Below are 15,106 nucleotides of genomic sequence, written 5' to 3' on the forward strand. Positions count from 1 at the left end.
GGAGGGCACGCCCCTACCGCGGAGAGAACCATGGACCCGGCAAGGATGTTCAAGGAGAGCTTGACCTCACTCCCGGAATTAGAGAACAGCCAGGGTCAATCGCGTTGGTCTGCGCCTGAATCCGGCTCTTCAGGTCCACCCCCAGCACCGGACATGTCGCAGTACTGCGCCAACCTACGCGATGGGCCATCAGCCGACATGCACCAGCGGGTTAAGCAATCCGCTGTAGCAGCGTCTATTGAACGTCGTTGCCCCACGAAGCAGCTGATTGTTTCACCCCGGCGTCATACCTTTGCTCTTGATCACCGATATGGCGTCCGGCGTTTTCAGGTAGTCGACGAGCGCCTTCGCGGCTGCGGCTTCCTTCGTGGCCGCACCGAGCGCGGCCGTGAATACGACATCCTGCTGCAAGTCAGCAGGGAACGGGCCAACCACATCGAGGCCCGGCACCGTCAAGACGTTCATCAGGAACAGCGCGAGTTCGGCCTCTCCGTTGGCGACTACAGCGACGACCTGTGCGGGGGTCGGCTGCGCTTTCATCTTGGCTTTCATCTGTTCGGTGATGTTGAGGCGCTCGAATACTTTCGCTATTGAATAGCCGGTTGCGCTTTCCGGAATCGAGGCGACCGATTCCGCGTTAAGCAAGGCAGCTTTAAACACGTCGGGCGTGGAGATGTTGGGCTTCGGCGCACCGTCGCGAACCGCGACACCGAGGCCAACACGAGCTATGTCCAGCGTCGGCCCGGCTGCGAAGTGTGATCGCGCGGCGGCGTCCCTCATTACCTCGACCGGCACGACGCCGACATCGAACGGCTTGCCGGAGGTAGCTTCCTTGATCAGGTTCGGAGTGGTGCCGAAGAAGATATCGAGCTTGTGACCTGAGGTTTGTTCGAACTTCGGCTTGAGACCCGCCCACACTGCTGTCATGGCGCCGCCGGCCAGAACCCTCAACTCAGCTGCGGTCGCCGCTGGTGACAGCATCATGCCGACCAAGATACCCACTGCCGCGAAGGAAAACACAGTCCTCATGAAACCTCTCCCGAGTATATGAACCGAGCGTTTGACGCACGTGGACGTTACGCTGCTCCTGGTCCACCGTCTAATGTCTCAGATGGGTCAAAGGCAGCCCTCGGCGGCTCCAAGTTCAACCCTCGGAAGCGGAACGGGCTAGGCCCAGAGAGGAAGTCAGCCACCGGCCATTTCCTGACTCCAAAGTGCGCCACGACCAACGCCCTTTTCAACTGGTTGGCACCACGGTAGCCTTTACCTCCGTGGCTGAGGAAAAAGGGGTGTACTCAGTCGTCCGTTAAGAAGCCGAATTGAGCGGGGGCGGACAGGCAAGCGTGATGCGATAGCTGGATCAGGAAGAGGCACAAGAGTTCTCTGAGCCAGGCGAGGATACGGCGGAAGTTGTGGCCGACTGCTGAGAGCACGACGTTGGCGGCGTCGCCGGCGCGGCCTTTGAGATAGCAGCGGCCAAGGTGACCTTCGGCCTTCAGATGTCCGATGATGGGCTCGATGGCGGAGCGGCGCCGGAGCTCGCGCTTGATGGCGCCGAACACGCCGCGCTTCTGGCCCGAAATGAAGACGCGACGGGGATTTTGCGTGTCGTGGCCGCGATATCCCTTGTCGACATAGGCCCGCTCGATCGGACAGCCGGTGAGCGCCTCGGTGCGGTCGATGACGTCCCGCAGGGTATGACCGTCGTAGGGATTATCGGGCAGCGACCTGGCGTGCAGTACGAACAGGCCACCGGGCGCCCGGCGGTTGTTGCTGACGATGGAGGCCTTCACGCCGAACTCGTAAGGGGCTGCGGCCTTGCCTTTGCCGATGCATTCCACCTCCGGGGCATGGAAGGAATAAAGCTTCCAGCCGCGCTGGCGCTGCTGCTGCGAGCGGATTTGCACGGCCCGGCCAAGCGGGAGGGCGAATGCCTCCTCCAGTGCCGGCTGGCCCTCGATCTTGCGGCGGATGTCGCGGATGATACGGCCGAGCCGGCTGCGCAGAATGCGCAACTGCCGCTGATGCCGGCTGAACTGTTTGGCATGGGCGTAGCGGCCCGCCATCATCGCGGCGGCCTTGGCCACACGAGAATAGGATTGCCGCAGCCTGACGGCGTGCCTTCTCGCCAGGCGGTTGAGCCCCTTGATAGCCGCATGAAGCAGCTTGGCATCGGTCGGAAAGGTGATGGCCTTCGGCTGCACCGTGGTGTCGACGGTGACGCGCTTGAGGTCCTGGCCGCGTAACGCGCCGGCCTCGTGCGCCACCCGCAGGCTCTCCGCCAGCAGCAGCTCCAACTTGTCGCCGAGCCGCTTGCGCCAATGGCTCAGGTCCGAGCGCTCGTGCGGGAAGGCATGCTGAAAGAACTCTTGCCCGGTGAAGAACTGGAAATACGGGTCGTGAACCCAGCGCTCGCAAACGCCCTCATCGGAAAGCCCGTAAGTGTGCTTGAGCAACAGCAGCCCGATCATGAACCGGGTCTCGATCCCGGGCCGGCCATTCTCGCTGTAGAGCGGCGCGACCTCGCCGTCGATCCAGTCCCAATCGATCTTGCCGGCGAGCTGAACCAGCTCGTGCTTCATGTTGATGATCTGGTCCAGCCGCGCCCGGAACAGATCGTTCGATCCCGTCGTCCTGTGCTTCTTCGGTCGCATCGGCCCCTCCGATGCACACAGAATCATGGTCCGCAGCAAAAGGGAATCCACAAACCAAAATTGCAAGGTTTGGGGGCCTCAAGCCCCCAATCCCTGCAATCTCAAATGCCGCCGCAACCGGAAAACTGACTCCTGCTCAATCGCTTAGAGCCTTGTTCACGGACGACTTTCTGATCTCGGGCCGAAGGCGCAGAAGTCCCGCTTGCTTGGGCCAGCGAGTAAGGTGACTCCAACTGGCTGCGGTATTGGTCTCCGTAAGACATTTGGTCCACTACCCGCGTGGGCCTTAGCATGAGGCGCTGCCCAGGTGATCCAACGTCAGCGCAGCGCGGTTCGCAGCGTGATATGGATTGTCATCCTTCAAGCGTGTTGGCCGGACTGGCGCATCCTCTGATACGCCATGACCGCGGACACGCGGTTGGTCGCGCCGCACTTCTGCATGATGCTGCTCATGTAGTGCTTGACGGTCTTTTCGCTGATCTTGAGCTTGTCGGCGACCATCCTGTTGGTGGCGCCGCTCTCGACCTCCGCGATGATCTGGAGTTCGCGATGGCTGAGACCGACGTCGATGGACGTCGCCTCCTTCTGCTGAACCGCCGAAAGCAGCCGCGCCGCGAACTCCGGCGAGACGAACGAGGACTCGTTCTTGAAGACCGCCCAGATCGCCGCCTTCAATTCGCTCGCGCTGACCCCCTTCAGGATGTAGCCGTGCGCGCCCGCGTTCAGGGCGGCGATGCCGGTCTGCGGATCGTCGCAGGCGGTGAGTATGACGCAGTGCGTTCCGGGAAATTCGACGCACAGCTGCTTGAGAGTCTCCAGGCTATCGCCGGGAATGCCGAGATCCAGAACGAGGATGCTCGGGCGATGCGTTTTTGCGATGTCCAGCGCGTCTGCCGTAGAGGCGCCTTCGGCTACGACTTTGAAGCGAGCCTCCGCCCGAAACACGCTGGCCAGTCCTTGGCGATAAATCGGATGATCGTCGACGATGGCAATAGTGGCCTGCTCACTCGAATTTTCCATATGTACTCTCACAATTAAAAAACACTGCGGAAAAGTGGCATTTCAGAATGCTGCGAGAATAGGCATCGTAAGGATAAAGTTTCAATCACTTTTGATCGGTTGACTATCTTTCGAGTGTTCATCGCCAGTTCCTGCGGTGGAACTTTGGACGGGAAGTTCGCACAGGATCTCCGTGCCTTGGCCGAGATTGGAGATCACGTAGAACGTCCCGCCCAATGCTCTCACTCGGGAGGCCATCCCGATCAATCCAAGACCTGATCGAGACTTGGCTGTCTTGCCGGCAAAGCCGCATCCGGGATCGCTCACCGATAGCCGCAGCGTCCCGGCGAAGTAATTAACCATTACGGTCTGGCGGTCGCTCCCCGAATGCTTGAAGGCGTTGTTCAACGCCTCCTGCGTCACCCGAATGAGGCAGCGCACCGCGTCGCGAGGCAGTTTCTCAGGCACTCCGGTCATCTCAAAATCGACGATGCAGGCGGCGCGGCCTTCATGCGCTCGTATGATTTTGCGGAGCATCCGGATGAGATTACCGCTGTCTCCGAGATCGGGAAGAAGCAGATCGGCGGCGATCGAGCGCAGCTCCTTGAGCGCGTCCTTAAGCGCGCTCCGGAATTCCGCCAGGAGAGCTCGCGCTTTGGGTGTCGGGCCTTCCAGCTCCTGTTCCAGACCTTCGAGCCGCAGCAGGGCGAAGGATATCAGCTGGGCAGGGCCGTCGTGGAGCTCGGCTCCGAGCCGCGTATGGACAAGATCGTCGATGCGGGCGGCAGTGCGAAGAGCATCTTCCGTTTCAGATTTAAGAACATCGTTCTTGCGATGCAGCAATACTTTCTCCCGGAACCGCTGCTTGATGGCCGAACGTTGCTTTTTGATGGTCGTGCTTGCTCGATGGACGACGATGAACAGAGCCAAGAGGGTGACGAGACCCACCGACCCGACCACCAGCCATGCGCCGCGGATGGCGCTTGCCTGGTCGCGGAGAAGCGCGCGGGCGTCTTCGTAGATTTCTGCGACCGCGATGATCCTTTCCGTCTCGTTCTTGTAGAGAGGCAGGAACATCTCATAGAGGGGCATCGACAGAGAGCGTTCGAACTCGCTGTCATCGTCCTCGAGGTCGGCCATCCCAGCACGAATTTTCCCTTGCAGCGAAGGCGTGAGGTCGGTCGTCGGAAATCGCTTTCCGATTAGCCCCTTTTGCGTGCTGTACACGATGGTACCGTCGCGCGCCCAGATCTTGACGGAGGCGACATGCCGCCTGGATTTCAGCAGTTCGGCGACGGACTCGAGCCCGCGAAGGTCTTCCGCGCTGAGTGTGCCTCCGCCGTCCATCGACTGAACGTAGGGCTCCACGAAATTCGTCATGTACAGCGCGGCGGCGCCACTCGTTCCGCGCAGAACGCCATCGGCGATACGATTGCCGACCCATCCTCCGACCGCGGCGACGGAAAGCGATAGCACCAGCGAAGACAACAATGCGAACTGCTCGAAGAGGGACCTTCGCATCCACCAGCGACGCGGCCGATCCGTGGCGACTTTGATGAATGCCCCTAACGCCCTCCTGGTCTCGGGCTTGCCTTCACCGGCTCTCAACAAGGCACTGTCGACGCGACGGATGTGCCCATCAGCTTCATCGGCGACGGAGACTTCCTCCACGACTGGCTCCATGAAGAACATTCTCGAACAATGTCATCGGTGAACAGATGCTTAAATTGGCGACATCATATGCATCGATCGTATCGGCTTTCAACTTCCTGGGCAAACATGGTGAAGATCGCACGTGCCCACACTGCTCCTTTGAAGCAGCGGATCAGGGTTAACACCATCGCCGGCAGCAGCCGCGCCGCCGCAGAAAGACCGATGGCGCTTCGGACTAAAGTCCGAAGCAAGGGACTTTCGTCGGGTGCGGCGCATTCGACCATCGACGGAAATTTTCGCTCGACCTTCTGCCCTACCGCGCCCGCGAAGCACTCGACATGCTTCTGAAACGTGGGAGATCCGGCCGTTCGGTTCTCCGTTAATCCTGGCAGGAGCGCATCATGTCGAATTATCTCAAGCCGTTCGTAATCGACCAGAGCGACATCGACTTCATCCTCAGCCAGGTCAACTTCCGCCCGTTGTTCGATGCGGCAGGCAACGCCATCATCCTGTGGGACGGCACGGGGGCGGTCTACGATGCACACGGCAATCTCATCGGCACCGGCGGGTCGGTCGCCGGCGACGCGGCATCGACCGCGGCCATCGCGCAGTGGGGACAGTCCTACTATTCCGAATTCGACTTCGCGGGCTTGAGGGATCCCAGCGGTCTCAACAACAACCTGTCGCTCATCAACGCCACCTTCGGCGCGGTCGACCAGATCTTCACGCGCACGGCGGCTGCCGACTACGCCGGCTACTCGTCCGTGATGCAGGCGGTCGCCGACCGCGTCTACGCCGCCGCCAAGACCTACTACTCCTCCTACAGCGCGGCGACCGGCGGCTTCAACCCGGCCCTCAACGGCGACTACGCGGTCAAGGCCGATCCGGCCGGCGCCCAGACCGCGGCCGACGGCACCAAGATCGATCTGCCGAACGTCGTCGATTACACGCCGCGCATGATCAGCCTGACGACCACCACCGGCGGCGTCACCTTCGACACCTGGGCTAACCATCAGGGCGACCTCGGAGCGACCTCGCATCAACCGAACGAAATCTACTACGATCCCACGACAGGGACGGCGAAGGTGCTCGACTGGGGCCAACTCGCCACGGTCGCCGACGGCGGCCTCGGTCAGGTCGACACGCAGGCGCGACTCGCCGCCTCGGCCGGTCAGGGCGACCACTTCCTCGGCGGGCTCAATCCGGGCGTATCGCCCTCCAACGGCTTCTTCGTACTGTTCGGCCAGTTCTTCGACCACGGCCTCGATTTTATCGGCAAGGCCTCGGGACAGACCATCAAGATCGCGCTCGCCAGCGACGATCCGCTCTACGGCATGCTCGGACCGGACGGACGGCCGGTGCACGAAATCACCATCAACCGGGCCACGGTGCAGACGGTGGACGCCAACGGCCCGGAATACGTCAATCACACCTCGCCCTTCATCGACCAAAGCCAGACCTACGGCTCGCACGAGCAACTGACGAACCTGCTGCGGGAATGGGTCGCGGATCCGGCCACCGGCCAGTACCACGCCGGCATGAACCTGTTCGACGGGCAGACCCTCGAAACCGCATGGACCAAGCCGGACGGCACCGCGACGCACCAGACGCTGCCGACGCTGGACGAACTGCGCGCCCATGTGGATGCCACCGGCCGCGACGCCCTGACCTGGGAGGACGTCAACGATCTGCGCAACCGCGACGCATCCGGCCACGTGATCGCCGGCACCAGCGGCTCGGCGCTGCTGCTCGACATGAATCCGCGGTTCGATGCAGGCCACATGGGAGCCTTCTACGACAAGAATGGCAACGGCGCGCAAGACGTCGGAGAGGCGGCCTATGGCACTGCGGCCCAGTCGGCCAAGGTAGCGGCCGCAATTTCGACCATCGACACCTACGCCAAATCCACGTTCGGTGCGGGCTCGAGCTTCGGCATCGACGCAACGACACACAAGCTGACGCTGACCATGGCCACGCTACCCCCAGGCTCGCCTCCCGGAACGCCGCACACCCTGGACGGCGCCAGCTCGCTGTTTCCGTTCGTCAACTTCGCCGACTTCAGCATCACGGTCCCGGCGGGCGCGCTGCACGACGCCGTCGGCGAGATCCTGATGGCCTCGGTCGGCGACCACTACGTGGCCGGAGACGGGCGTGTGAACGAGAACTTCGGTCTGACTTCGATCCACCACGTCTTCCATGAGGAACACAACTACCAGATCCAGAACATCATCGAGGCACTACATACCCAGGACGTCGTGTCCGGCGACCCGACGCACGCCGCGCTGCACGGCTTCCAGATCGACACCGGGCACGGCATGAACGCCGCCGGCGACTACCTGGATTCCGCAGGCAACATCTCCTGGGACCAGGACAAGATGTTCAACGGGGCCAAGCTGGTCGTGGAGATGGAATACCAGCATGCTGCCGTCGACCAGTACGCCCGTAACGTCTCGCCCAATATCCAGGAGTTCGGCGCCTACTCGACCGAGGTCGATTCGGCGATTTCCCTGGAATACTCGCAGGCCGCCTTCCGCTTCGGTCACTCGACCTTGCGCGAGACCATCGACACCATCGATCCGTCCGGCGGCCTGACCGGCAAAATCATGGGCTATGCCCTGAAGGCAGCCTTCCTGGCCCCGGACAAGTTCGCCGACGTCGGGCCGTCCGCGATCGTGCTCGGCATGACGCACCAGCAGATGAACGAGGTGGACGAGTTCGTCACCCCGGCGCTCAACCAGGGTCTGCTCGACCAGCCGCTCGATCTGGCGGCGATCAATATCGCCCGCGGACGGGACGTGGGCATACCGACCTTGAACGAGGTTCGTCACACGTTAGGTTATTCCGAATACTCGAGCTGGAACGACTTCGGTCAGAACATGCAGCATCCGAGTTCGCTGGCCAACTTCATCGCCGCGTACGCTTTCGACGGTGACATGGAAAAGGCGAACACCATCGTCGGAATCGTCGACGGAAGCGTCGCCGCGGGCACGCTCGGCATCTCGCTCGACCAAGCCTACGGCTTCATGAACGGAGACGAGGCGGCCGGCGGCGTCGGTACGCTTGCCTTCAACCAGATCGACACATGGCTCGGCGGTCTGGCCGAAGTCCATCAGCCGGGGGGGCTCCTCGGCGAGACCTTCGACCGAATCTTCGTCGACCAGATCGAAAGGCTGATGGACGGCGATCGCTTCTACTATCTCTACCGCCTGTTCGGCGTTCAGTTCGGCACGGAGATCGTCAACGCCCAGCTGAAGGACATGGTGGAGCGCACCACGGGTCTGACCCACCTCAACGGCAACATCTTCGGCTATGCCGACCAGTACGTCGATCTCGGTGCCCACAAGGAAGTGCTGGCTCCGGGACAGACCGAGTACCTGACGACCGGCAACGAGCACAAATACGGCGACATCGCCGCGGTGGATGCCGGAACGATAGGCATCTACTCCAACGGCGGACGCGGCAACTTGAACGACGGACACGAAGTCGTCATCGGCGGCGTGCACTACATTCAGGACACCCGCCTGGCCGACACGGACCCCAACAGCGCCTATGGGCAGAACGGCTTCGTCAACCTCGACGGCACGCCGAACTCGGGCGCCGAGTCCAACGAGATCATCGTCGGCTCGAAGGGGCAGGATCTGATCTACGCCCAGGGCGGTGACGACACGGTCTACGGCGATGCCGGCAATGACAAGATCTACGGCAGCTACGGCATCGACCGCCTGTACGGGGGGGACGGCTCCGACACGATCTACGGCGGCGACAACCCCGACCTGATCGACGGCGGCGCCGGCGACGACTTCCTGTATGGCGAATCCAGCGGCACCGACATCAACGGCCTGGACCAGGTCATCGGCGGCGCGGGCAACGACTACATCAACGGCGGCCTCGGGATAGACAAGCTGTTCGGCGGCAATGGCGACGACGTCATGTATGGCGAGCAGGACACCGACCCGTTCTTCGAAGGAAACGACGGCAACGACTATCTGGACGGCGGCTCCGGCACCGACATGCTGTACGGCAGCAACGGCGACGACATGCTGCTCGACGGCACCGACGTCGACATCTCTTTCGGCCAAGCCGGCGACGACTGGTTCAAGGTTGGCGACATCGCTCAGGCGTTGAGCACCGGTCCTGATGAAGTGCTGGGCGGTGACGGCGTCACCGACGACGGCAACACCCCGGGCACGATTGGTTTCGACGTCCTGGACTTCAGCCTGCAACACGCCCGGCCGATCGGGGTGACCTACGACCTCGACCAGCAAGCGAACCCACTGGCTGCAGTCAATACCGCGCAGTCGGTTCCCGCGGCGTTCGAAATGGAGGGGCTGGTCGGCAGCGTGTCCGACGACAATCTCGGAGGAGACTCCGGAGACAACTGGGTCGTGGGCGGCTCCGGAGCCGATCTCCTGACCGGCGACGCCGGCAATGACGTCATCGTCGGCGGCTCGGTCCGGCTCGACACCCTGATCGGACAGTACATCCAGGGCCATGACGCTCAGGGCAACGAGATCGCCTCAACCTACGACCACAACAACAACAACGACGGATCCACCGAGGCATTACGCCTGCAGGATGCCCGCTATCAGGGCGCCTCTCACCGCGTCGCTTACGACGACACCCTGGGCGCCGGTTTGCTCGACAACGCCGCGCTCGGCACGCAGGGCTTCGACAAGCATTTTACCGAGATGCTGCGCACCCAGTTCTTCAAGGACAACGTTCTCGGAGACGGGGGCGCCGACGCCAGCACCCTGGCCAAGCCGGACATCGCAGTTTTCACCGGCAACCTGGCCGACTATCGCATCGACCCCATCACATTCCAGAGCACCCACGAGGGACAGATCGTCGCCTACAAGGTGACCGACCTGCGGGATCCCAACGGCGTCGACGCCAACGGAGCGCCCATCGTCACCGACGGCACCGACCTGGTCGTGGGCGTGGAACTGCTGCGCTTCGCCGACCAGGACTTCTCGTTGGTCAACACGCCCCCGAGCCTGAAGCTTCACGCCTTCGATCCGGGCGCTGCGACCGACAACTTCGCCTCCGGCAGCTACGCCGGCGGCTCGAGCTGGACGGGCAACTGGACCGAAACCGGCGACAACTTCAACGGCGCGGTCAACGGCAGCGCCACCGCGGGTCAGATCCGCGTGGGCTCGCAGCAGCTGCAGTTCACCGACAACGCCGACGGGGCCAACGTGCAGCGGGTGGTGAACCTCGCCGGCGTGGTGGAGGCCAAGTTGGGCTTCACCTACAACCAGAACAGCTTCGACAACGGCGACTACGTCCGCGTCCTCTTCACCGCGGACGCCACGGCGGCGACGCCGGTCTTCCATGAACTCGGAACAATCACCAATGCCGCCGGCTTCGGCAACCATACGTTCTCGGCCGATCTTCTCGCGTCCCTGAACGCCGGCGAGACGGTGACCGCCAACGCGGCCCTCAGGTTCGAGGTGGTCAGCTCGGCCACCAACACGGGCAACAGCGCCAACAACGGCACCATCTCGATCGACAACGTGTCCGTCGACTACGTCAGGCCCGCGGCGGCTCCGAGCACGGACTACGTCGTCACGTTCACGGAGAACGGCAATGCCGTCGGCATAGCCAACCATCCCGGAATCGTCGACGACGGCACGCAACTGTGGTCGGCGAAGGTCGTCCTGACCGGCCGGGTGGCGGGCGACGCGCTCAACGCGAACGACATCGCCGGCGACGGCATCGCGAGCACTGTCGACAATTCCGTGGCCGGACAAATCACCGTCAGCCTGACGGGCAAGGCCTCGATCGCGGCCTACCAGAACGCGATCCAGGCGATCACGTTCTCCAGCAACTCCAACAACCCCACCAATGCGGACCGCATCGTCCAGGTCACGGTCAATGACGGCTTGGCCGACAGCAACGTCGCGACCACGACCATCCACGTGACTCCGGTCAACGATCCGCCGAGCGTGGGCGCCGATCACGTCTACACCAACCTCGGCAACGTCGCGAGTGGCATCGTGGTGCCGGACTGGGCGCTGCTCGCCAACGACAGCGACACGGACGGTCCCAACGCGCTGGCGATCACCGGGGTGGGCTCCTTCAACAGCCTCACGGCGGTCCATGCCGCTGGCGCGGTCACGATCACCGACAGCGGAACGAGCGGCAACCCGGCGAGGCCGAACGGCGGCTCGTTCTCCTACACGGTGAACGACGGGGTCGCACCGGCCTCCGCCACGGTCACCGTGACCGCGGTCAACGGCACGACGATTAACGGATCGACGGGCAACGACATCCTGGTCGGAAGCTCGGCCAACGACATCCTCACCGGCGGACGAGGCGACGACGCGGTCTTTGCGGGCGGGGGCGACGATAGCGTCGGCTGGTCGGTGACCAACCCCTTCAAGATCGGCAACATCACCATCATTCCCGAACTGCCGGACGGCCGCGACTTCGTCAACGGCGGCGCCAACGGCGCGGCGGGCGACCGCTTCACCGTCACCGGCAACAACACGGCGGAATCCTTCGCCATCTACTCCAACACCGACGACTGGGACGGTGCCGGTCCGGGCACGGGCAGCAGCGCGGCCCATGTCGGTTTCACGGGCCTGCATGCAGGCACCGAGATCGTCGTCGCCCGCAACGGCACGGTGATCGGCGAGCTCGACAACGTCGAGGAGATCACGATCAACACCCTCGACGTGACCGCCAACAACAACAACGGCGGGCTCGACGGCGGTACGGTGGCCGGCGACAGCGTCGCCATCGTCGGCAACTTCACCGGCACCAGCCTGAACTACAGCACGATCACGGTGAACGGGGGCGCAGGCGCCGACACCGTCGACATCTCCGGATTGACCTCCGACCACCGCATCGTATTCCACGGAGGAGGAGGCGACGACCAGGTCACCGGCACCTTGCGGCCGCAGGACGTGGTCGACACCCAGACCGGTCTGCCTTCGGGCGACCAAGGCGGCGGCCAGGGTGGATCCGGCGGCGACGGTCAGGATGGCAACTCCGGCGGCGACGATCAGCATTGTTCGTCGGGCGACCATCAGCACGACGGACAGGGCGGCCCAGACACGCCGCAACCTCCGGCGGTCAACCCGGGCATGGCTGAAGGCCAGATTGGAACTGCAGCCGCCGACGTGATGGTGGGGGCGACCGGCGACGATGTCCTCAGTGGCCTCGATGGCGACGACGTGATCCTCGGCAACGACGGTGCCGACACGCTGAAGGCCGGATCCGGAGACGACTTGGTGAAGGCCGGCGCAGGCGACGACGTGGTGTTCGGCAACGACGGCAACGACGATCTCTTCGGCGGCGCCGGCCGCGACCTGATCACCGGCGACGGCGGGGACGACCGCCTGTTCGGCGACGCGGGCGACGACGCCCTGGAAGGCGGCGCGGGAAACGACACCGTCTACGGCGGGGCCGGCAACGATCGGGTCATCGCGACCGTCGGCGACGGCAACGACACCTACTTCGGCGACACGGAGGAAGACACGCTGGACTACTCGGCCATCTCTGCAAACCTCACGGCCGATCTCGGCAACGGCATCGGACAGCACGGCAGCGTCGCCAGCGCCCAGAGCGGGACCGACCAGATATTCGGGTTCGAGGACTTCATCGGCGGCTCCGGCAACGACACCATCGTGGCCAGTTCGGTGGCGAACGTCATGGACGGCGGTGGAGGGAACGACACCTACGTGTTCGGCTCCGCAGCGGACGCCAACGGCGACACCATCAAGGGTTTCCAGCCGGGCGACAAGATCGACCTGTCGGCCATCGACGCCAATACGGGGGCGGCCGGGAACCAGTCCTTCGTGCTGTTCGCCGGCAACGTCTTCACCTCGGCGGGACAGGTCATCGTCACGCAGGAGATCAAGGACGGCGCGGAGCACACCTTCGTGTCCGGCAATACCAACGCCGACGCCGCGGCCGACTTCAAGATCGATCTGGGAGCCGGCAACCATGCACTGACGACGGCCGACTTCAACGGCGTGCACTAGGCGCAACCGACCATCACCACCCGGGCGAACCGCCGCCCGGGTGGACGACGTCACCGAGGCCAAGGGCAGGGCAGGAAACGATGAGCAAGAACCCGAAGCGAAAGAATCCGACGGAGAATCCAATCGGCAGCTACCGCGGCATCGGTTTTGTCCTGCTCGGAGTGTCCGGAATCATCAACGTGCTGGCGTTGACGGGCTCGTTCTACATGCTGCAGATCTACGACCGGGCGCTGACGAGCCACAGCATCCCGACCTTGGCGGCGCTCTCCGCGCTCGCCATCGGGCTTTATCTGTTCCAGGGCATGTTCGACATCCTGCGTTCGCAGATACTGGTCAGGCTCGGGGCCCGTCTCGACGCCAAATTGGCGCCCTTGGCGCACTGCGTCGTGATCGAGATGGCCCGATACGGCTACTCGACGTCCGAGGCGCTGGAGCGGGGGCGCGACGTCGACGTCGTGCGCGGCTTCCTCGGCAGCCAAGCCCCCATCGCCTTCTTCGACCTGCCCTGGATGCCGCTGTTCCTCGGCTTCGTCTATCTGCTTCATCCGGTGCTCGGGCTTGTCACCTTGGCCGGCGCGGTGGTTCTGATGTCGCTTACGGTGGCAACCGAACTTCTGACGCGGCGGGCCGGCAAGGAGACCCACCAGGCCGCGGTGCAGCGGTCCACGTTGGCAGACTCCCACGCACGCAACGCCGACATCCTGCGCGCGATGGGGTTCGGCGGCCGCGCCGTGGCCCGGTTCGAGACCGCCAATGCCCGTCATCTGGCGCTGCAGACCCGAACCAGCGACATCAGCGGCAGCTTCGGCGGGATGGCGAAGGTGATGCGCATGATGCTGCAGTCGGCGCTGCTGGGCCTTGGCGCGTTCCTCACCATCAAGGGCGAGCTTTCCGCGGGCGCGATCATCGCGTGCTCGGTGGCTTCGGCGCGGGCGCTGGCGCCGATCGATTCGGCCATCGGCAACTGGAAGGTGATCGCCGCGGCACGGCGCAGCTTCAACCGTCTGAAGCAGACGCTCGCCGCGGCAGAAGACGGCAGCCATATCCTGCCGCTTCCCAAGCCTTGCGCGACCCTGAAGGTCGAAGGCATCACCGTGGTCGCGCCGGGCAGCGGCACCGTGCTCGTCGGCGACGTCGGCTTCGAGCTCAAGGCGGGCGAGGCGCTCGGCCTGATCGGCCCTAGCGGTGGCGGCAAGACATCTCTGGCCAAAGGTGTCGTCGGCGTTTGGCCGCTGCTCAGGGGCAAAGTCCGGTTTGACGAGGCGGATCTCGATCAGTGGCGCGCCGATGCGCTCGGCGAGCACATTGGTTACCTGCCGCAGGACGTCTCGCTGCTCGACGGCAGCATCGCCGAGAACATTTCGCGGTTCGAGACCGAGCCCGACGCCCGCAAGATCATCGCCGCGTCGAAAGCCGCGGGAATCCACGAGATGGTCACGCGGTTGCCGGATGGCTACCAGACCGAACTCGGGCCGTCGGGCACCGCGCTGTCGGCCGGTCAGCGGCAGCGCATCGGGTTGGCGCGGGCGCTCTACGGCGATCCCTTCCTCGTCGTGCTCGACGAGCCGAACTCGAACCTCGACGCACCGGGCGAGGCGGCGCTCGGGGAGGCCATCGAAGGCGTCAAGGCGCGCGGCGGGATCGTCATCGTGATCGCGCACCGGCCGAAGGCGCTGGCGGCGGTGGACTACGTCGGCGTGGTGCAGGGCGGCAAGTTGGTCGCGTTCGGACCGAAGGACAAGGTGGTCGGCGCGCCGGCGGCGCCGATCCCGTTCCCCGCCGCAGCGACGGCTTGATCAGCGGGAGGTGGCC

Annotated in this window: 6 protein-coding genes; 2 read left to right on the plus strand and 4 right to left on the minus strand. The window is 63.9% G+C overall.

Annotated features, from left to right (window positions below; genetic code table 11):
- Nucleotides 1-273: 273 nt before the first annotated feature.
- The 4 genes from IVB13_RS15775 to IVB13_RS40430 all read right to left on the minus strand — a co-directional run bounded on the left by IVB13_RS15775 (nt 274) and on the right by IVB13_RS40430 (nt 5,324).
- Nucleotides 274-1,029, minus strand: coding sequence for a substrate-binding domain-containing protein (locus IVB13_RS15775; protein WP_247392938.1), 756 nt, complete (start codon nt 1,027-1,029; stop codon nt 274-276).
- A gap of 266 nt (nt 1,030-1,295) precedes the next feature.
- Complete coding sequence (locus IVB13_RS15780; RefSeq protein ID WP_247489539.1) at nt 1,296-2,654, minus strand: IS5 family transposase; 1,359 nt, start codon at nt 2,652-2,654, stop codon at nt 1,296-1,298.
- A gap of 360 nt (nt 2,655-3,014) precedes the next feature.
- A complete protein-coding gene (locus tag IVB13_RS15785; RefSeq protein ID WP_247285914.1) occupies nt 3,015-3,674 on the minus strand; it encodes a response regulator transcription factor in 660 nt (219 codons plus the stop codon).
- Between the two features lie 81 nt (nt 3,675-3,755).
- On the minus strand, nt 3,756-5,324 hold the full coding sequence (locus IVB13_RS40430; RefSeq protein ID WP_247489542.1) for a sensor histidine kinase: 1,569 nt from the start codon (nt 5,322-5,324) through the stop codon (nt 3,756-3,758).
- 383 nt (nt 5,325-5,707) lie between these two features.
- On the opposite strand from IVB13_RS40430, the gene IVB13_RS15795 reads away from it, so the two are divergent.
- Entirely contained in the window at nt 5,708-13,294 is a 7,587-nt protein-coding gene (locus IVB13_RS15795) for a peroxidase family protein (protein ID WP_247489544.1), read from the plus strand.
- Nucleotides 13,295-13,374: 80 nt separating this feature from the next.
- Nucleotides 13,375-15,090, plus strand: a complete 1,716-nt coding sequence (locus IVB13_RS15800; RefSeq protein ID WP_247395410.1) for a type I secretion system permease/ATPase — start codon at nt 13,375-13,377, stop codon at nt 15,088-15,090.
- The last annotated feature ends 16 nt before the right edge of the window (nt 15,091-15,106 follow it).

This window comes from Bradyrhizobium sp. 17 (assembly GCF_023073515.1).
In the GTDB taxonomy this organism is placed as follows: domain Bacteria; phylum Pseudomonadota; class Alphaproteobacteria; order Rhizobiales; family Xanthobacteraceae; genus Bradyrhizobium; species Bradyrhizobium canariense_D.